This is a genomic window from Streptococcus sp. 45 (assembly GCF_900108865.1).
Taxonomy (GTDB): domain Bacteria; phylum Bacillota; class Bacilli; order Lactobacillales; family Streptococcaceae; genus Streptococcus; species Streptococcus ruminicola.
In genome coordinates this window covers 564,049-582,631 of record NZ_FNXZ01000001.1, presented here as the reverse complement: position 1 = coordinate 582,631, position 18,583 = coordinate 564,049, and the positions used below count along the sequence as shown (strand labels likewise).

Annotated in this window: 18 protein-coding genes, 1 pseudogene and 1 riboswitch; of the genes and pseudogenes, 12 read left to right on the top strand and 7 right to left on the bottom strand. The window is 38.3% G+C overall.

The window, feature by feature from the left end; translation table 11 throughout:
* The first annotated feature begins 7 nt into the window (after positions 1–7).
* The 5 genes from BMX18_RS02830 to BMX18_RS02810 all read left to right on the top strand — a co-directional run bounded on the left by BMX18_RS02830 (position 8) and on the right by BMX18_RS02810 (position 3,877).
* Entirely contained in the window at positions 8–553 is a 546-nt protein-coding gene (locus tag BMX18_RS02830; protein ID WP_074602710.1) for a tRNA (cytidine(34)-2'-O)-methyltransferase, read from the top strand.
* Positions 554–677: 124 nt separating this feature from the next.
* Positions 678–834: riboswitch (FMN riboswitch) on the top strand.
* Between the two features lie 78 nt (positions 835–912).
* The gene (locus BMX18_RS02825) at positions 913–1,479 is read left to right on the top strand and encodes an ECF transporter S component (protein WP_074602707.1); all 567 of its coding nucleotides are present in this window, start codon (positions 913–915) and stop codon (positions 1,477–1,479) included.
* A 175-nt stretch (positions 1,480–1,654) separates the two neighbouring features.
* Positions 1,655–2,311 (top strand): phosphatase PAP2 family protein, encoded by a 657-nt coding sequence (locus BMX18_RS02820; protein WP_093814999.1) that lies wholly within the window; start codon positions 1,655–1,657, stop codon positions 2,309–2,311.
* An 82-nt stretch (positions 2,312–2,393) separates the two neighbouring features.
* Positions 2,394–3,332 carry a tRNA modification radical SAM protein MnmL/YtqA gene (locus BMX18_RS02815; RefSeq protein ID WP_093814997.1) on the top strand — a complete coding sequence of 313 codons (939 nt, stop codon included), beginning with the start codon at positions 2,394–2,396 and terminating at the stop codon, positions 3,330–3,332.
* Positions 3,329–3,877 carry a tRNA 5-(aminomethyl)-2-thiouridylate-methyltransferase MnmM gene (locus BMX18_RS02810; protein ID WP_093814995.1) on the top strand — a complete coding sequence of 183 codons (549 nt, stop codon included), beginning with the start codon at positions 3,329–3,331 and terminating at the stop codon, positions 3,875–3,877. The genes BMX18_RS02815 and BMX18_RS02810 overlap by 4 nt, the downstream gene beginning before the upstream one ends.
* Positions 3,878–3,914: 37 nt before the next feature.
* Here BMX18_RS02810 and BMX18_RS02805 read toward each other — a convergent pair whose 3' ends face one another.
* Positions 3,915–4,700, bottom strand: coding sequence for an ABC transporter ATP-binding protein (locus BMX18_RS02805; protein ID WP_093814993.1), 786 nt, complete (start codon positions 4,698–4,700; stop codon positions 3,915–3,917).
* Between the two features lie 194 nt (positions 4,701–4,894).
* On the opposite strand from BMX18_RS02805, the pseudogene BMX18_RS02800 reads away from it, so the two are divergent.
* The 5 genes and pseudogenes from BMX18_RS02800 to BMX18_RS02780 all read left to right on the top strand — a co-directional run bounded on the left by BMX18_RS02800 (position 4,895) and on the right by BMX18_RS02780 (position 11,067).
* Positions 4,895–6,817: pseudogene (locus BMX18_RS02800) on the top strand (PTS sugar transporter subunit IIA).
* Positions 6,818–6,997: 180 nt separating this feature from the next.
* Positions 6,998–8,329, top strand: a complete 1,332-nt coding sequence (locus tag BMX18_RS02795) for a hemolysin family protein (RefSeq protein ID WP_074560788.1) — start codon at positions 6,998–7,000, stop codon at positions 8,327–8,329.
* A 165-nt stretch (positions 8,330–8,494) separates the two neighbouring features.
* Positions 8,495–9,283: a pyruvate formate-lyase-activating protein gene (gene pflA / locus BMX18_RS02790; RefSeq protein WP_039696405.1), complete on the top strand. Its 789-nt coding sequence runs from the start codon at positions 8,495–8,497 to the stop codon at positions 9,281–9,283.
* A gap of 60 nt (positions 9,284–9,343) precedes the next feature.
* Positions 9,344–9,985, top strand: a complete 642-nt coding sequence (locus tag BMX18_RS02785) for a hypothetical protein (RefSeq protein ID WP_093814991.1) — start codon at positions 9,344–9,346, stop codon at positions 9,983–9,985.
* A gap of 149 nt (positions 9,986–10,134) precedes the next feature.
* Complete coding sequence (locus BMX18_RS02780) at positions 10,135–11,067, top strand: manganese-dependent inorganic pyrophosphatase (RefSeq protein ID WP_093814990.1); 933 nt, start codon at positions 10,135–10,137, stop codon at positions 11,065–11,067.
* A 51-nt stretch (positions 11,068–11,118) separates the two neighbouring features.
* On the opposite strand, the gene yaaA is transcribed toward BMX18_RS02780, so the two are convergent.
* Positions 11,119–11,844 carry a peroxide stress protein YaaA gene (gene yaaA, locus BMX18_RS02775; protein ID WP_093814987.1) on the bottom strand — a complete coding sequence of 242 codons (726 nt, stop codon included), beginning with the start codon at positions 11,842–11,844 and terminating at the stop codon, positions 11,119–11,121.
* 108 nt (positions 11,845–11,952) lie between these two features.
* Between yaaA and BMX18_RS02770 the strand changes: the two genes are divergently transcribed.
* Both BMX18_RS02770 and BMX18_RS02765 read left to right on the top strand, forming a co-directional pair.
* Complete coding sequence (locus tag BMX18_RS02770; protein WP_093814985.1) at positions 11,953–12,477, top strand: YiiX/YebB-like N1pC/P60 family cysteine hydrolase; 525 nt, start codon at positions 11,953–11,955, stop codon at positions 12,475–12,477.
* The gene (locus tag BMX18_RS02765) at positions 12,461–13,114 is read left to right on the top strand and encodes a DUF1803 domain-containing protein (RefSeq protein WP_039696412.1); all 654 of its coding nucleotides are present in this window, start codon (positions 12,461–12,463) and stop codon (positions 13,112–13,114) included. Before BMX18_RS02770 ends, BMX18_RS02765 begins: the two co-directional genes overlap by 17 nt.
* 30 nt (positions 13,115–13,144) lie before the next feature.
* On the opposite strand, the gene BMX18_RS02760 is transcribed toward BMX18_RS02765, so the two are convergent.
* The 5 genes from BMX18_RS02760 to BMX18_RS02740 form a co-directional block, all read right to left on the bottom strand.
* Entirely contained in the window at positions 13,145–14,149 is a 1,005-nt protein-coding gene (locus BMX18_RS02760; protein WP_093814983.1) for a FecCD family ABC transporter permease, read from the bottom strand.
* Positions 14,146–15,198: a FecCD family ABC transporter permease gene (locus BMX18_RS02755; protein ID WP_374057260.1), complete on the bottom strand. Its 1,053-nt coding sequence runs from the start codon at positions 15,196–15,198 to the stop codon at positions 14,146–14,148. Before BMX18_RS02755 ends, BMX18_RS02760 begins: the two co-directional genes overlap by 4 nt.
* Positions 15,199–15,203: 5 nt before the next feature.
* Entirely contained in the window at positions 15,204–16,136 is a 933-nt protein-coding gene (locus BMX18_RS02750; RefSeq protein ID WP_093814979.1) for an ABC transporter substrate-binding protein, read from the bottom strand.
* Between the two features lie 19 nt (positions 16,137–16,155).
* On the bottom strand, positions 16,156–16,938 hold the full coding sequence (locus BMX18_RS02745) for an ABC transporter ATP-binding protein (RefSeq protein ID WP_093814977.1): 783 nt from the start codon (positions 16,936–16,938) through the stop codon (positions 16,156–16,158).
* A gap of 178 nt (positions 16,939–17,116) precedes the next feature.
* Positions 17,117–18,568, bottom strand: coding sequence for a UDP-N-acetylmuramoyl-L-alanyl-D-glutamate--L-lysine ligase (locus tag BMX18_RS02740; protein ID WP_093814975.1), 1,452 nt, complete (start codon positions 18,566–18,568; stop codon positions 17,117–17,119).
* Positions 18,569–18,583 lie beyond the last annotated feature (15 nt).

Here is an 18,583-nt window from a genome sequence, read left to right as displayed (position 1 = left end):
AATAGTTATGAATATCGAAGAACTTGATTACCAAGAAGAGGCTACTAAGGCTGTCAATCATGTCGTTCTTTTTCAACCACAAATTCCACAAAATACAGGAAATATTGCTAGAACTTGTGCTGCAACCAATACACCACTACACATCATTCGTCCAATGGGATTCCCAATTGATGACCGCAAAATGAAACGCGCAGGGCTTGATTACTGGGACAAACTTGATGTGACTTTCTATGATAGCATTGAAGAATTTATGGAAAAATGTGATGGGCAAGTTCACTTGATTAGTAAATTCGCTGAAAAAGTTTATTCTGACGAAAACTACAATGATGGCAAACATCATTATTTCCTTTTCGGTCGTGAAGATAAAGGACTTCCTGAAGACTTCATGCGAGCAAATCCTGAAAAAGCGCTTCGTATTCCGATGAATGATGAACACGTGCGCAGCTTGAATTTGTCAAATACCGTCTGCATGATTGTTTATGAAGCTCTTCGCCAACAAGCATTTCCAAATTTGGAACTCAGCCACACTTACGAGCATGATAAACTAAAATAAAAGAAAAGCAGTCCTTAAGGGCTGCTTTTAACGTATAAAAGTCCAAAAAGTGAGGAAAATCAGCATAAAATCAAGCTTTTTCAGCCAAAAACATTGCAGAGCTTGATTTTTTTTGATATTCTAAGGGTGTCTTCAGGGCAGGGTGCAATTCCCGACCGGCGGTGTTGCCTCTCGTTGTTTGCTAAGAGAACGAGAGCAATATGAAAGTCCGCGAGCTGCTTGGCAGTTGATCTGGTGAGATTCCAGAACCGACAGTAAAGTCTGGATGGGAGAAGACCAAGAGTTTGCTTAGGCTTTTTGGCTACAGCAATATACTCGAACGCCTTCTTTCAATTTGAGAAAATTGGAGGAACTTTTTTATGCCTGAAACTATGACTAACACACGTAAATTGGCGCATATTGCCATTTTATCGACGCTTTCGTTTTTGTTGATGTATTTGCAATTTCCCTTGATTCCATCAGCTAGCTTCTTGCAATTTGATTTTTCAATCTTACCAGTCTTAGTTGGTCTTGTGATGATTGACTTGCAAAGCGCGCTTGGAATTTTGATTTTGCGAACACTTCTAAAACTCATGCTAAATAATGGCGGTATTACCACCTTGATTGGTATGCCGATGAATGTGGTTGCTTTAGGAGTTTTCTTGCTAGCGATGGCTTTCATCTGGAATCGAAAACCAAGTTTGAAAACTTTTGTTTTGGCTTCAGTTGTGGGAACGATTGGTTTGACCGTGGCTATGTTGGTATTAAACTATATCTATGCAGTGCCACTTTATGCTCAATTTGCTAACTTTGATATTTCAGCTATTCTAGGTTTAGGAAATTACCTTTTTGCAATGGTTGTCCCATTTAACTTGATTGAAGGAGTGATTTTCTCTATTTCCTTCTTTATCTTATGGACATGCCTAAAACCGATTTTAACCAAATAAATACATGATAAGTCTGGGACAGAGTCCTAGGCTTTTTAGTTAATCTGCTATCGAACTTAACCTTTGTTTAAACTGCCACAGTTTTGCCACAGAATTTAGAGGCTTTGGCTAGGCTTAAAAAATGAACTGCGTTATAATAATACTGTTGCACTAAATTCTCGTGAAAGGTATAAACATGAAACACAAACAAACCTATTTTACACTTGGCTCAACGTTTCTCGTGATATTTATGGTGTTAGGCTACGTTGTAAAATTCTATCCTGAAGCTGTCTCAGGACTTGATTCAAGTATTCAATTAAGCGTTCGAGGAGACTTACCAGCTCATCTGACTTCTTTCTTTAAAGTCATCACAAATTTTGGTCATGAAGCTTTAGTCTTTGTCTATACATTTGCAATTGCAGCTTTTTTCTATTTCCGAAAAAATTGGAAAACGGAAGGCCTTCTCTTAGCTGGCAATTTGGTTTTAATGGGGGCTTTTTCAACAGTCTTTAAGTACCTTTATAATCGTCCAAGACCAAGTTTGGAATTCTTGGTTAAACGTCCAATGGGGCCATCGTTCCCAAGTTGGCATGCGGCATCAAGTATGGTTGTGGCTATCAGCTTGATGATTATTATCGAGCAACATTTGACCAAAACAGCTGCTAAGCGACTTTTGCAAGCTTTGGTGCTAGTACTTGCGCTTTTAACGGCTGTCTCTCGTATCTATCTAGGTGTGCATTACCCAACAGATATCTTAGGTGGCTGGTTGCTAGCTCTTGCTATCTCTCTAGCTGTATACCCAATTTATGACAAGAAGCGTTTTGAATGGCGTTTCCAAGGAAAACAAGATTAAGTATTAAGGAGGCGACCGACGGGTCGTCTTTTTAAGATGACTTAAGTTTGTCTCGTGCTTAGAAAGTGTTATAATAAAAGCTATGAAAAAACGTTACAATACTCTAAATGATTATTATCGCGAAATTTTTGGAGAAAAGATTTTTAAAGTTCCTATTGATGCGGGCTTTGATTGTCCTAACCGTGATGGAACGGTAGCGCATGGTGGCTGTACTTTCTGTACGGTATCAGGTTCTGGTGATGCTATCGTAGCTCCAGATGCTCCAATTCGTGACCAATTTTATAAAGAAATAGATTTCATGCACCGCAAATGGCCAGAAGTTAAGAAATACTTGGTTTATTTCCAAAACTTTACCAATACTCATGACACGGTTGATGTGATTCGTGAACGCTATGAACAAGCGATTAACGAACCTGGTGTTGTTGGAATTAATATCGGAACACGTCCTGACTGCTTGCCTGATGAAACCATTGCCTACATTGCTGAGTTGTCTGAACGCATGCACGTAACTGTTGAGCTTGGTTTGCAGACCACTTATGATGAAACGTCTAAAATCATTAACCGTGCTCACACTTATGACCTTTACGTTAAAACGGTGAAACGTCTGTGTGAATTAGCTCCTAAGGTTGAAATTGTTTCTCACTTGATTAATGGTCTTCCAGGGGAAACCCATGAGATGATGGTTGAGAATGTTCGACGTTGTGTGACTGATAATGAAATTGACGGAATCAAACTTCATTTGCTTCATTTGATGACAAGTACGAAAATGCAACGTGATTACCATGAAGGGCGTTTGAAATTGCTCAGTATGGACGAGTACGTTAACATCATTTGTGACCAATTGGAAATTATTCCGAAAAATATTGTTATTCACCGTATTACAGGTGATGCTCCGCGTGATATGTTGATTGGTCCAATGTGGAGTCTTAAAAAATGGGAAGTCTTGAATGCTATTGATAAAGAAATGGAACGCCGTGGCTCTTATCAAGGCTGTAAGGTAGAAGAGGAGTCTAAATCATGATAAAACGACCTTTGCATTTGTCGCATGATTTTTTGGTAGAAGTGCTAGATGCTAGTGCAGTAGCTGTTGATGCGACAATGGGAAATGGTAATGACACAGCTTTTTTAGCCCAGCATGCTAAAAAGGTTTATGCTTTTGATGTGCAAGAACAAGCTTTAAAAAGCACCAAAGAACGCTTAGAAAAACAAGCTATTTCAAATGCACAGTTGATTCTTGATGGGCATCAAAATCTTGACAAGTACGTTAGTGAGCCTATCCGCGCAGCGATTTTCAATCTGGGCTATTTGCCAAGTGCTGATAAAACAGTGATTACCAAACCAGATACGACGCTTGTAGCGATTGAAAAAATCTTAGAACGTCTTGAAATCGGTGGGCGTTTAGCCATCATGATTTATTATGGTCATGAAGGTGGCGACATGGAAAAAGACGCAGTGCTTGACTTTATCTCAGCGCTCGATCAAAAAGAGTTTGCAACCATGCTTTACAAACCTCTTAACCAAATTCACCAACCACCATTTTTGGTAATGGTTGAAAAATTACGTTAACAAGAAAACCTCTATGAGTAATCATAGAGGTTTTTCGTTATTTAAATTCAGGTTTGATGTAGACACGTTCATCACCAAGTGGCACGATTGAGACTGGTTGGTCATAAAAATCAGATAAAATCTTTTCAGTCAGAACTTCATTTTTTGGTCCTTTGGCGATGATGTTTCCTTTTTTGAGCAGGAGAACATGGGTGAAGGAACGTGTGATTTCTTCAGCGTGGTGAGTAACATAGATAATAGTTGGCGCATTTGGCAAACTAGTGATTTGTTCAATTTGCGTCAGCAATTTTTCACGTGCAAAAAGGTCAAGTCCACTAGTTGCTTCATCGAGAATTAGGATTTCTGGACTTTCCATTAAGCTCCTTGCGATAAGAAGAAGTTGCTTTTCACCTTGTGAAAGGCTAGCGTAAATACGTCCAAGCAGATGTTCACCTCCGATTGAGATGAGCATTTGTCTGGCTTCTTCAAGTTCTTTTTCGCCGTATTCTGTGTAGAGAATGCTGGATTTATATTTTCCAGTTAGGACGATTTTTTCAGCTAGCATGTGTGGGGATAATCGTTCGGCGATGAAAGAGCCAACGATACCAATTTTGGTACGCATATTGCTGATATCTGTGCCACCAAATTTATTTCCAAGAACTTCCACATTTCCCTGGCTGGTCCAATATTCTGCTGTGATGAGTTTTAGAAGGGATGTTTTGCCAGAGCCGTTAAGCCCAAGAATTGCCCAGTGTTCACCCTTGTTGACTTGCCAAGTGACATTATTTAAGAGTTTTTTATTCTGTCGTTCTAGACTAACATTGGTTAAAGAAAGTTGAATCATAGGAGAACCTCCGTCAAGTATTTGATAGTTATTATATCATTTTTCAGAAAATTTAGATATTTATTTCTGAAATAGTTTGATAAATAAAACTAAAAATTAGTAAAACTTTACTAAAACTTATTAACTTTGTTTAGGAAAGCGTTTACTATAATCATGTAATCAAAAAACAAAGTTGTTAGAAGAAGGAGAGTTCTATGAATCAAACGACTCATGCAAGCAAAGATTTGAAAAAATCCGCAGCTACTTCACGCATTTCATATGCTTTTGGGGCATTTGGTCACGATATTTTTTATGCGACCTTGTCAACATACTTCATCACTTTTATTACCTCACACTTATTTAATACAGGTGATGCAGCACAAAATAATCGCATGGTTTTGTATATCACTCAGATTATCGCAGGTTTGCGTATTGTTGAATTGATTATTGACCCTTTTATTGGAAATATGATTGACAATACAAAGACACGCTGGGGAAAATTTAAACCATGGGTAGTAGCTGGTGGTACAATCAGCTCACTTGCTTTATTGATTTTATTTACTGATATGGGTGGACTTAACAAGACAAATCCAGTGCTTTACTTGATTATCTTTGCCTTCATCTATATCACGATGGATATTTTTTATTCTTTTAAAGATATCGGTTTTTGGTCAATGGTTCCAGCACTATCATTTAGCTCTGAAGAACGTGAAAAAACAGCAACTTTTGCACGTATTGGTTCAACTATCGGTGCTAATATCGTTGGTGTTGTGATTATGCCAATCGTTCTTTTCTTCTCACTTCATCGTAATGGCGGTGCAGGAGATAACCGTGGTTAGTTCTGGTTTGCTTTTATTGTGGCTTTGTTGGGTGTGTTAACCGTTTTGGCTGTAGCCTTTGGTACACATGAAATCGAGTCCGACCTTCGTAAAAATACCGAAAAAACAGGCTTTAAAGATGTTCTTAAAGTCTTAACTAAAAACGATCAATTAATGGCGATTGCTTTGTCATATGTTTTGTATACAACTGGGATTAGTATTTTAAATGCTTCTGAATTGTATTACTTCACTTACATCATGGGACACGCCGCTCAATTTTCAATCTTAGGTACGATTAATACGGTTGTCGGTTTGCTTTCAGTTTCTCTTTTCCCACAATTAGCTGGAAAATTGAATCGTCGTAATTTGTTCTTTGCTTGTATCGCTGTAATGCTTTGTGGTATCGGGCTCTTTTCAGTAGCCGGAACATCACTAGCTCTTGTTTTACTTGCTGCTGAATTATTCTTTATTCCCCAACCTCTTGTTTTTCTAGTGGTCTTGATGATTATCACAGACTGTGTGGAATACGGTCAATGGAAACTTGGTCACCGTGATGAAGCTTTGACCTTGTCAGTTCGTCCTTTGTTGGATAAATTTGGTGGTGCTATTTCAAATCTTGTCATTGGTGCAGCAGCGGTTGCTGCTGGGATGACAACAGGTGCGACAGCTGATTCCATTACAAAAGCAGGAATTATTTCTTTCAAACTTCACGTCTTTGCTTTACCGTTTGCTTTGATTATTTTAAGTAGTTTGGTTTTCTTCTTCCGTGTTAAATTAACTGAAGAAAAACACGCTGAAATTGTTGAAGAACTTGAACGTACTTGGGGACACGAATACATCGAAGATGAGGTCGAAACAGATGGTGGTCTTAACATCTCAGCTCCAATTGCAGGTCAACTGATTGCCTTGTCAGATGTAAAAGACCCAATCTTTGCAAAAGAAGGTCTTGGTAAAGGCTTTGCTATTAAACCAAGCGATGGTTGTGTTTATGCACCGTTTGATGCAATGGTTCGTCAAGTCTTTACCACTCGCCACGCTGTTGGTTTGGTTTCTGAAGATGGTATTGTCTTGTTGATTCACATTGGTATTGGAACCGTGAAACTAAAAGGAACAGGATTTGTCTCTTATGTGGTTGAAGGAGAGCATGTTAAAAAGGGTGATAAATTGATTGAATTCTGGGATCCAGCAATCAAAAAAGCTGGACTTGATGATACGGTTATTGTCACTGTCACAAATTCACATGTCTTTAATGACTTTGTGATGAAAGCTCCTACTGGTACAAACGTACAAGCTGGTGATGATGTGTTGACCTTGAACTAAGATGATATGAAAAGGACTCAGTTTATGTAACTGGGTCTTTTATATAGAAGAAAGATAGTAGATGCTTGCAGTATTTGTTTGGTACTTTAATTCGAAAATATGCTATAATGTAGTCACTGTATTAAGAATAGAATATAGGTGATTAAAACCTATTTGAGATAGAAGAGGAGTAAGATTTATATGGAAGACCCGAGTCAGAATTTAGTATTGCAATTTGTTTTATTGTTAATTTTGACCTTATTAAACGCCTTTTTCTCAGCTTCTGAGATGGCTTTAGTGTCTTTAAATCGTTCACGTGTTGAACAAAAAGCAGAAGAAGGAAATAAAAAATATATCCGTCTTTTGTCTGTCCTAGAAAAACCAAATAACTTTTTATCAACGATTCAAGTTGGGATTACTTTTATCGGACTTTTACAAGGGGCTAGTTTGTCTGCTTCACTTGGTGGTGTGATTGCCTCTTGGTTTGGAAATTATGTCTGGGCAAAAACAGCTGGTAGCGTGATTTCACTTGTCTTTTTGACTTATATTTCAATCGTTCTTGGAGAACTTTATCCAAAACGTATTGCCATGAACCTTAAGGAAAACTTGGCGGTTATTTCAGCTCCAGTCATTATCCTTATTGGGAAATTGGTTAGCCCATTTGTCTGGTTATTATCAGCTTCAACTAATCTTTTGTCACGCATCACACCAATGACATTTGACGATGCCGATGAAAAAATGACACGTGATGAAATTGAATACATGCTGACAAATAGCGAAGAGACTTTGGATGCAGAGGAGATTGAAATGCTTCAAGGTGTCTTCTCGCTTGATGAATTGATGGCGCGTGAAGTCATGGTACCACGTACAGATGCTTTCATGATTGACATCAATGATGACACGCAAGAAAACATTCAAGAAATTCTGAAAAGACACTTTTCACGTATTCCCGTCTATGATGATGACAAGGATAAGATTATTGGTGTCCTTCACACTAAACGTTTGTTAGCTGCTGGTTTCAGCGAAGGTTTTGATAATATTGTTTTGCGTAAAATCTTGCAAGAACCTTTGTTTGTTCCTGAAACGATTTTTGTTGATGATTTGTTGCGTCAATTGCGAAACACTCAAAATCAAATGGCAATCTTGCTTGATGAATACGGTGGTGTTGCAGGAATTGTAACCCTTGAAGATTTGCTTGAAGAAATTGTCGGTGAAATTGATGACGAAACCGATAAAGCAGAACAATGTGTTCGTGAAATTGGTGAAGATACTTATATTGTCCTTGGTACAATGACCTTGAATGATTTCAATGATTACTTTGACCTTGATTTAGATAGTGATGATGTCGATACTATTGCTGGATTCTATTTGACAGGGGTTGGTAACATTCCAAGTCAGGATAGTCGTGAAAGCTTTGAAGTTGATTCAAAAGAAAAACACCTTGTTTTAACAAATGATAAAGTAAAAGATGGTCGTGTGACGAAATTGAAAGTTGTGATTTCTGATATAGAACAGACCCCTGAGGAAGATTAAGCTAAAAGCTTAGTCTTTTTTAGTGGGTTGACGTGATGGCTAAAAGCCTTGATTGACTTAAAAACTGATATATAAGAGGTGTTTTACTGGCTTTTTTATCACCATCTTTTCTCTGGAAAATGGTATAATGAAAATTAGAAAAACGGTTACAAAGGATGTTAGAAAATGACTGAAATAGATTACGGAAAAGTGACAGGAATGATTCATTCAACAGAAAGTTTTGGTTCTGTGGATGGTCCTGGTGTTCGCTTTGTCATTTTTATGCAAGGCTGCAAGATGCGTTGCCAATATTGTCACAATCCAGATACTTGGGCATTAGAGACAAATAATTCTCGTGAACGCACTGTTGATGATGTTTTAGCAGAAGCCTTGCGTTATCGACATTTCTGGGGTGAAAATGGTGGGATTACCGTTTCAGGTGGTGAAGCCATGTTGCAAATTGAGTTTGTAACAGCCCTTTTTACCAAAGCTAAAGAATTAGGAATTCATTGCACGCTTGATACGTGTGGTTTTACGTTCCGAGATACGCCTGAATATCACGAAATTGTGGATAAGTTACTAGCTGTGACGGATTTAGTTCTTTTAGATTTAAAAGAAATCAATCCTAAACAACACATTGTTGTAACACGTCAACCCAATACTAATATTCTAGCTTTTGCTCGTTATTTGTCTGATAAGGGTGTTCCAGTCTGGATTCGTCATGTCTTGGTTCCAGGATTGACCGATTTTGATGAAGACTTAATTGAGCTAGGGAAATTTGTTGAAACGTTAAAAAACGTGGATAAATTTGAAATTTTGCCTTATCATACCTTGGGTGAATTCAAGTGGCGTGAATTGGGAATTCCTTATACCCTTGAAGGGGTTAAACCACCGACTAGAGAACGTGTCCAAAATGCTAAAAAGCTTATGCATACAGAGTCTTACACAGACTACATGAAACGCATTCATCACTAGACAGGTTGACTATTGACATTGAGATGAATCTTTGATAAGCTCTATCACAAGGTGGACACTATGAACAGTTACAAAGTTTTAAAATTTGACGATCACTTCGTTTATTTGACGCAAGATGGCAAGATTAAAAAATTAGCGCGTGACTTATTTGATTTTGATATCGCACTAGGGGATAGAGTTGATTATATCCAAGATGGTGATATTGTCTTAGTGATGCCGAGCCAAGGAGAAATGGACATAAGCAGTGATAAATCTGTTAAGTCTGGGCTTTTACAAGGCATTCTTAATCTTTTCTTGGAAACTTTATCCATTCATAATAACGACTTAGGAAATCTAAAGAAGATTTTTTCACAACTTTTGGTCACACTTTTTATGGCATGGAGTTTGCTTGGTGTGGTTGTGATTGAATTATTACTTTTACTAGAATCCTTGATTTCCGTTATCTGGCGCTTACTAGTTAAAGGCATTAAGAATTTGCACATTGTGGATAATAGCCGAAAATATATGGCTTACCGCAAACGCCAAGAAGCTATTCGCAATCAAGAAAATCGTGAGGAAGAAGAACGTCTTTTACGTCTTGCTTTAGAACAGGAAAAATTAGATAAAAAAGACCATATTTCTGAAAAAGCATCAGAAACTTTTACGACAGATTCAGAAAATACTCAGGAAGATTCTGTAAAAGAAACGAAAGAAATAGACTAAAAAAGAAAGCACTTTTATCATTAAGTACTAGAGCTTGTTGATAAAGGTGCTTTTTTGTTGGAATAATGGCTTAAAAGAGCCTGCTAGCTTTGCTATCTCCTTTAAATTTTGCTAAAATAAGAATAAATAATTATTATGAGGTAAAAAACATGTCTAAAATTTTAGTTTTTGGTCACCAAAATCCAGACTCTGATGCGCTTGGTTCATCAATCGCATACGCATACTTGAAACGTGAACTTGGTGTAGATGCTGAAGCTGTTGCTCTTGGAACTCCAAACGAAGAAACAACTTTTGCATTGAACTACTTTGGTGTAGAAGCACCACGCGTTGTTGAATCAGCAAAAGCTGAAGGTGCTGACCAAGTTATTTTGACAGACCACAACGAATTCCAACAATCAATCTCAGATATCCGCGATGTTGAAGTTGTTGAAGTGATTGACCACCACCGTGTCTCTAACTTTGAAACTGCTAACCCACTTTACATGCGTTTAGAACCAGTTGGTTCAGCTTCATCAATCGTTTACCGTCTCTACAAAGAAAACGGTGTTGCTATTCCTAAAGAAATGGCTGGTTTGCTTTTGTCTGGTTTGATTTCAGATACACTTCTTCTTAAATCACCAACGACTCACGCAACTGACCCAGCTGTTGCTGCTGACTTGGCAGAAATCGCAGGTGTTAACCTTGAAGAATACGGTTTGGAATTGCTTAAAGCTGGTACAAATTTGGCAACAAAATCTGCTGAAGAATTGATTGATATCGATGCTAAATCATTCGAACTTAACGGAAACCAAGTTCGTGTTGCACAAGTTAACACAGTTGATATCAACGAAGTTCTTGAACGTCAAGCAGAAATCGAAGCTGCAATGACTGCTGCTATCTCTGCTAACGGATACTCTGACTTTGTTCTTATGATTACAGATATCCTTAACTCAAACTCAGAAATCTTGGCACTTGGTGCTAATATGGATAAAGTTGAAGCTGCCTTCAACTTCAAACTTGAAAACAACCACGCATTCCTTGCTGGTGCTGTTTCACGTAAAAAACAAGTTGTTCCACAATTGACAGAAAGCTTCAACGCTTAATTAAAAGTGAGAAGAATAATAAAAAAGGCGACTCAAGTCGTCTTTTTTATGTTATTCTTCTTCTCGGATAAAGGTGATGGTTTTGTCATCTGAATGGTCTTTGGCAAATGAGAAACCGTCGAAAGTTAAGTTTTTGATATCTTCGATGGTTTCAATTTGCTTTTCAGCCATGAGTGAAACCAAACGTCCTCTTCCTTTTTTAGAAATGGTTGAGTGGATTTTGAGTTTGCCAGATCGATTTTCCATAAAGATGACTTTTATCATGCGCTTACGAATGTTGGGTGAAAAGACCTGTTCGAATTCTGATGATAGAAGTGAGATGATAAGGTCATCATCTTGAACGTCTTTGTCATAATCTTCTCGCCAGAATTGTTTTAATGAGGTATTGTTGATTTTGAGATTGCCTTGAAAGTCAAGTCGGTGTGGTGCAATCAGCTCTGTCGGTTTGATTAGACCGTAAAAAGCTGTTGCAATGCGAAGGTGCTTATCGAGATAATCTTTCTCAGTCTGGCTGACATTTTGACGCTTTAAGTAACGGTACATGAGGCCGTCGTAAAGCATCCGGTAATATCTGGCATCTTTGTTAGCCATTCGTTGCCAGCGCAGCCATTCCTGGTCAGCCTTGACTGGATTGATTTTGTAAAAATTAGCCAAATCTTCTACAGAGTAATCTAGCATGATCTCAAGAATATCTTTGCTTTTAGTTCCTAAGGCTTGGTTGGCAAAAGCGTCTTGATTAGTATTTAATTCTTTAGCGTTAGGGATAAGTAATTTCATACTGGCATTATAGCACAGACTTAAAAATTTCTTTAAAGATAAGTCCTCATAAATGTCGTAGCAAATCTTCTTATAGCAGGACACTTTGTTTTTTGTTACAATTAACATATGAAACTACAAGACTTGCAAGCTGGTGACTTGCTTTTTATGCGCGATAATCAAGCCATGTCTCAGGCAATTCAGAAAGCGACAGGACAGTACAGCCATGTTGCGATTTATTTTGACCAGATGATTTACCACGCGATAAGAGATAAAGGTGTTGTCAGAGAAAATCTTAGAGAGTTTTTGCTTACACATGAACAGCTTGTTTCGGTTTATCGCTATTCCAAAATCAATCCAGACCAAGTTCTGGTGGCAGCAAAGGCCTTACTTGGAAGACCTTATAATGATAGCTTTTATCCAGATAATGGCGCTTATTATTGTTCGCAATATATTGCAGAAATTCTGCCAATTTTTAAGACCATTCCTATGCAATTTGGGGATGACCAGCACGTGATTTCAGATTTTTGGCAGACCTATTATGATAAATTGGGACTTGCTGTGCCTTTAAATCAAGCAGGAACCAATCCCAGCCAGCTATCGCAATCAGAGGATTTACAATATTTAGGAGAATTACATGATTATCATTTTTAATCCAGATAAATTAACACGACAAACTTTTTTTAAGGATTTAGTTAACTTTTTGTATCAGACAGATGATGTGACCTTGCGTCAAATCAAAGCTAAATTTCAAGAAGTGCCAAAAATTGATCGTTTGATTGAGGAATATGTCCAAGCAGGTTATATTATCCGTGATAACAAACGCTATACAATTGGTTTTGAATTGCTTAACTCTCTTGAAAACATCAGTTTAGACAGTCAGATTTTTGTGGATGATGAGAGCCAAATATATGCTGAGTTGAAGAAACTTTCTTTTGAAACACGTCTAGATAATGAGACGAATGATTTGGTTCTTGTTGAAAAAACAAGCATTGCTCGAGATGAATTGACGCTTTCTAACTACTTTTTCAAACTAGCTGAGAATTTGCCAATGTCTAAAGAACAAGAAGTTCTGTTTGATTTGCTTGGAGATGTTAATCCGCAATACGCTTTGAAATACATGACAACTTTTCTATTGAAATTTGCAAGAAAAGATGAAGTTGCTCAAAAACGACCAGATATTTTTGTGGAAGCTTTGGAAAAATTGGATTACATTCGCAAAAATGACCAAGGCAAATACCAATTGAACATGACATTTGATAAAGAGACGTTGATTTTTACAAGTAAATAAAGCAAAAAAATCTGGGGAGTGCCCAGATTTTTATGTTGCTGTTTTTATCATGAGATAAAGGAAATAAGGGGCTCCAATCACTGAAATAATCAGTCCTGTTGGAATACCTGTCCCGACAAGTAGGCTTCTACCGATGGTATCTGCAATCAGCATTAAAATCATACCAATCAGCATGCTAGCAGGTAGGACGATTCGGTGGTCATTTCCAAATAAGCGGCGCGTGATGTGACCAGAAAGTAAGCCGACAAAAGTAATGTTCCCCACCAGCACAACGCTAAATGCGGCTAAAGATGTTGAGAGCGTAAGAGTCCAAAGTCGTTCTTTTTTTAGGTCAAGACCGAGAGTGATGCTCGTTTCTTGGCTAAACATCATCATGTTTAGACGGTAGCTGCGCCATAAAGTCACTCCCCAAATAATCCCTAGAAGAGGTGACATGATAGCCAGTAATTGCCAGTTTCCACCGCTTACTTTGCCACTTAACCATGAGACGACATAATCGGTTTTCCCGATATCAAGATTGGCAACGACAGACACCATAACACCTGAAAGCAAACTTGATATCCCTACACCTGAAATGATTAAGCGAGTTGGTTGAATTGGCTGATTTTTACGGTGAGAAACGGCGTAGACAATGCTAATTGTTAAGAAACCACCAAGCATGGCTAAGAAAGGCATGAGTGTTAGGTTAGTAAGATTTGTGATATCTAGCACGCCAACCATCATAGCAATGACTAAGCCAGCTCCCGCATTAATTCCCAAGATACCAGAATCGGCTAGAGGATTTTTAGTTAGGGTTTGCAACAAGACTCCTGACATGGCAAGAGAAGCCCCACCAAGCATACAAGCTAAGATACGAGGGAGCCTGATTTTGAAAACAATCAAAGACATTGTGGTATCAGCTTGCCTCAAAAAGACTTGAAGGACTTTGAAAAAGGATGTGTTAGCGTAACCAATGGATAAAGAAAGCAGGAAAACAATTAGTAAGCAAAGAAGAAGGAGAAGTAATTGGCTTGTTCGTTTTTGCTTAGACGTCATAGATTTTCCCCCTTTCTGACCAACCAAAGAAAGCAAGGAAGCCCAACAATGCTGATAATGGCGCTAAGAGGTGTTTCGGCTGGAGGATTGATGAGTCGACTAAGCAAATCAACCCAAACCATGAAAGTCGCGCCAGCAAATGCCGCAAGTGGAAGAATAATACGATAATCTTTAGCGACAAAGAGTTTTATAAAATGAGGAATAATCAAACCAAGAAATGCAAGACTTCCCACCAAAGCAACAGCAGCAGCTGATAGAAAAAGAACAATGCTGAGCAGACTAATGGTAGTAGCCAGCGTTTTTTGTCCCAAAGCTTTAGCGACGGTTTCATCAAGGCAGAGAATGGTCAATTGATGAGCCATTAGCTGTGCTAAGACCAGACCAATTAGGATAAAAGGGGCAATGATGGCAAGCATTTTCCAATTGGTCTGAGCGAGTCCACCAGCTTGCCAGCCAATCACAGCTTTTGACAAATTAAAATACAAGCTGAAAGCTTGACCTAAAGATGAAAAGAGAGTCGAAATCATAGCTCCCGCTAAAATGAGTCGGGTTTGCTGGTAGCCTTTTTGAGGATGGTAGCTAATCCCAAAAATCAAGCAAGCAGAAAGACTAGCACCAATCAGACAAAGCAAGAGCGTCATGCTGTAGTGCATGCTGCCAAAAATGGCATAACCAGCAATCAAGGCTAGCCCTGCTCCTGCATTAATTCCAAGAAGTCCAGGGTCAGCAATGGGATTTCTTGTCACCCCTTGGATGATACTGCCAGCTTGAGCCATAGCTGCTCCAACTAAAATAGCAGCAAGGATTCTTGGCAACCGCAAATCAAAAATCACGTCCTGTAGGTTTGAATCAGTTAACGGTGCTCTTAAAACACTAAAGACTTGCTGATTAGTGTAAGCAACCGCCCCAAAACGCAGGCTTAAATAACAGCCTAGAATAAAAAGTATTGCAATGCTGAAAAAAACAAGCCAAGGTCGACTTGGCTTATTTTTCTGAATAAGAAAGTTAGTTTCTTTCATGAGATTTCCTTTTTCAGAGAAGGGAGTCATAATCATCAGCTGTTGGCTTTTTTAATGGCTGCTGTGAAAGTTTCTAATTGTTTATCAAGTGACATTGGGTCAGAGAAGTAGAAGAGATTTTCGTCAACTTCAAGTACTTTTTGATTTTTAACCGCTGGAATATTTTTCCAAATATCACTTTCTTTTAGAGAAGCAGCCGCGTTTTTGGTGTCTTTGCTGACATTGAGCACAAGGTAGTCACCGACATAATCGGCAAGTACTTCTTGTGAAATGCCAAACCAACCAGCTGGGAAGACATCTTTTTTAACAGTTTCAGGAGCAGAAAAGCCAAGTGAATCGTAAATTAATTCACCTCCGCGCCCCCAGTTATTACCATAGAGGTAGATAGCTTTGTCATAAAAATCCATAACAGTGAAGCTTGTTGAGGCATCAAGGTATGGTGAAAGCTCTTCTTTAGCTTTAGCGGTTTTTGTTTTCCAATTATCAAGCCATTTTTGAGCTTTGTCTTCTTTGTCAAAGACTTTTCCAAGGTTAGTCATCATTTCAAGATAATCGCTCTTACCATATTCAATGACTAAGACGGGAGCAATATCTTTTAACTCCTTGAGGTGTTCATCAGTTGAAAAAGCAATGATAAGATCTGGTTCTTGCGCAGCGATTGCTTCGGTATCATCTGAGGTTAATTTCACCGCGCCAGCTAATTTGTTTCCAAAAGCAGGGCTATTTTTTTCTAAATCTAGTGAGTAACTAGATACATTAACGCCTAGTTCAAGAAGGTAGCCAGTGTAAGAGTAAGCAAAGTTAACGACTTTTTTAGGATTTTTAGGAATATCGCCTTGGTAAGAAAATCCTGTTATTTTAGGCATGCTTGATAGTTCAGTACTATCTGAAGTTGATGAGTTATTTTGACAAGCAACCAGCATAAGCGTTGCTAGAAATGTTGTTAAAGCGACAAAAAACTTTTTCATGTCTAAGGTCTCCTGAAATTTATGTGAGCTGATAAGTCAGCAAAATAGGACAGTTATGAATCGGATCTCGAACGATCCGTGCCTCGATGCTAAAAATATCTCTTAAAATATCAGTTGTCATAACCTCTTCAACCTGACCGTGATAGCAAATAGCACCGTTTTTCATGGCAATTAAGTTATCAGAAAAACGCGCTGATAAATTCAAATCGTGCAAAACCATGATGATGGTTTTATGGGCTTCTTGGTTAAGTTTTTTCAGCAATTCCAAAATTTCCAATTGATGATTCATATCTAGGTAAGTTGTCGGTTCATCAAGGAAAATCGTATCGGTGTCTTGCGCTAGCGCCATGGCAATCCAAACGCGTTGGCGTTGTCCACCGGATAAGGCATCAACTTTTTCATTAGCAAGGCAAGTGATTTTTGTCATTTCCATTGCCCACTTGATTTTAGCTTTATCGTCATCGGTTAGTTGTCCAAAATAACTTTGATGAGGAAAACGACCATATGAAACAAGCTCATAAACGGTAATGCCTTCAGTAGCTTCAAGTACTTGTGGGAGCAAAGCTATTTTTTTAGCAATTTCCTTGGTCGGTAAATCAGCAATAGCTTTACCATCAATCAAAATTTGCCCAGCTTTAACTGCTTGAATCCGTGTCAGGGCTTTTAGCAAAGTGGATTTGCCACAGCCATTAGCACCGATGATTGTGGTGATTTTTCCGTCAGCTATCTTGGTTGATAAATTCTGAATAACCGTTTTATCATCATAAGCGATAGTGATATGTTTAGCACGAATTTCTGACATAGTGGACCTCCTTTCTCGAAAAAAATGAATGTGGTTACAAGTCTCAAAAAAATCGAGAATTGTTTTTTCATTGTAACAAGAAAAAAGGCCTCTGAAAAGCCTTTTTCGAAATATTTTTACAAAAATCACATATAATCTTAATTAATTAGAATTGTTCTAATTAGTAATTGTAATCGTTTTAGTTAAGGTATTTTTTAGCGATGTTCATATCACCAGCATAAGCTGTGCGTTCACCGTTAACGATTTGGTAAGCGTCAGCTCCTTTACCAGCAATGATAACGGCATCATCAGCGGTTTGAGTGAGTGACATAGCTTTTGCGATAGCTTTTTCACGGTCGACTTCGATTTCAAGTGGTCGATTGACTTGGCTGGCAATTTCCTCTGCAATAGCTTTAGGGTCTTCGTAGTTAGGGTCGTCAGCAGTTAGGATGACTTGGAGATTTGGGTGAGCGTTAATCACACGAGCAAAGTCAGCGCGGCGACTTTCACCTTTATTACCAGTAGCACCAAGAATGAGGTGAAGGTTTCCAGTTTGATGTTCTTCAACAACAGATAATAATTTTTCAAGGCTATCACCGTTGTGAGCGTAGTCAACGAAAACTTTAGCGCCATTTGCCTGAGTAATGACTTCCATACGACCTGGTACGCTTGTCTCAGCGATTCCTTTTTTGATGTCTTCAGGGCTTGTTCCTAAACGAAGACAAGCAAGACCTGCAGCTAGTGCATTTTCTTGGTTAAAGGAACCAATGAGTTGGATGTCATAGTGTCCAGCCAGTTTTCCTGTCACGTCAAAGTCAAAAGCTCTGCCATTTTCGATAGTATTATCAGAATCCTTACCGTAAAAATCATGTGGAAGGTCAGCCACTTGCTCAGCAACGACTTTAAAATGATCCATACCAGCATTGACAACAACAGCCTTGCTATTTGCCATCAACAGACGTTTGTGATAGAAGTAATCTTCAAATGTTGGGTGTTCAATCGGTCCAATGTGGTCTGGGCTGATATTGAGAAATGCTCCTACATCAAAAGTTAAGCCGTAAACACGATCAACAAGATAAGCTTGGCTAGATACTTCCATGATGAGGTGAGTCATGCCATTATCAACAGCAGTTGCCATCATCTTGAAGAGGTCAAGACTTTCAGGTGTGGTTAATTTTGATTTGAAGAATGTCTTACCATCAAGTGTTGTGTTCATTGTTGAAAACATGGCTGGTTTGTGGCTTTGTTTCAAAATGTTGTAAGTAAAGTAAGCCGCAGTTGTTTTCCCTTTAGTTCCAGTAAAGGCAATGATTTTTAGTTTTTCTTCTGGGTGACCGTAGAATTCCATGGCAATCAAACTCATGGCTTTTTTGATATCTGTTACGATAATCGCAGGAATATCAAGTTCGTAATCAACTTGGCTGACATAAAAAGGTAAGCCTTTTTGGATAGCTTGTTCAAGGTATTCTTTTTTAAAAGTTGCCCCTTTAGCAAAGAAAAGTGTTGAACTGTTGACATCACGACTGTCAAAACTGATTTTTGAAAAGCTAGGATTTTCCTTCCAAGTTAGACTGTAATGATTGTGGAAGATGATTTCGCGGAAATTATGGTCTTTTTTCAGAATTTCGAGGGTTTTTTCAAGTGTAATCATACACTCTATTTTAGA

Coding starts and splice junctions, on each gene's coding strand:
- BMX18_RS02830 (WP_074602710.1), top strand. CDS start 8: ATGAATATCGAAGAACTTGATTACCAAGAAGAGGCTACTAAGGCTGTC.
- BMX18_RS02825 (WP_074602707.1), top strand. CDS start 913: ATGCCTGAAACTATGACTAACACACGTAAATTGGCGCATATTGCCATT.
- BMX18_RS02820 (WP_093814999.1), top strand. CDS start 1,655: ATGAAACACAAACAAACCTATTTTACACTTGGCTCAACGTTTCTCGTG.
- BMX18_RS02815 (WP_093814997.1), top strand. CDS start 2,394: ATGAAAAAACGTTACAATACTCTAAATGATTATTATCGCGAAATTTTT.
- BMX18_RS02810 (WP_093814995.1), top strand. CDS start 3,329: ATGATAAAACGACCTTTGCATTTGTCGCATGATTTTTTGGTAGAAGTG.
- BMX18_RS02805 (WP_093814993.1), bottom strand. CDS start 4,700: ATGATTCAACTTTCTTTAACCAATGTTAGTCTAGAACGACAGAATAAA.
- BMX18_RS02795 (WP_074560788.1), top strand. CDS start 6,998: ATGGAAGACCCGAGTCAGAATTTAGTATTGCAATTTGTTTTATTGTTA.
- pflA (WP_039696405.1), top strand. CDS start 8,495: ATGACTGAAATAGATTACGGAAAAGTGACAGGAATGATTCATTCAACA.
- BMX18_RS02785 (WP_093814991.1), top strand. CDS start 9,344: ATGAACAGTTACAAAGTTTTAAAATTTGACGATCACTTCGTTTATTTG.
- BMX18_RS02780 (WP_093814990.1), top strand. CDS start 10,135: ATGTCTAAAATTTTAGTTTTTGGTCACCAAAATCCAGACTCTGATGCG.
- yaaA (WP_093814987.1), bottom strand. CDS start 11,844: ATGAAATTACTTATCCCTAACGCTAAAGAATTAAATACTAATCAAGAC.
- BMX18_RS02770 (WP_093814985.1), top strand. CDS start 11,953: ATGAAACTACAAGACTTGCAAGCTGGTGACTTGCTTTTTATGCGCGAT.
- BMX18_RS02765 (WP_039696412.1), top strand. CDS start 12,461: ATGATTATCATTTTTAATCCAGATAAATTAACACGACAAACTTTTTTT.
- BMX18_RS02760 (WP_093814983.1), bottom strand. CDS start 14,149: ATGACGTCTAAGCAAAAACGAACAAGCCAATTACTTCTCCTTCTTCTT.
- BMX18_RS02755 (WP_374057260.1), bottom strand. CDS start 15,198: ATGACTCCCTTCTCTGAAAAAGGAAATCTCATGAAAGAAACTAACTTT.
- BMX18_RS02750 (WP_093814979.1), bottom strand. CDS start 16,136: ATGAAAAAGTTTTTTGTCGCTTTAACAACATTTCTAGCAACGCTTATG.
- BMX18_RS02745 (WP_093814977.1), bottom strand. CDS start 16,938: ATGTCAGAAATTCGTGCTAAACATATCACTATCGCTTATGATGATAAA.
- BMX18_RS02740 (WP_093814975.1), bottom strand. CDS start 18,568: ATGATTACACTTGAAAAAACCCTCGAAATTCTGAAAAAAGACCATAAT.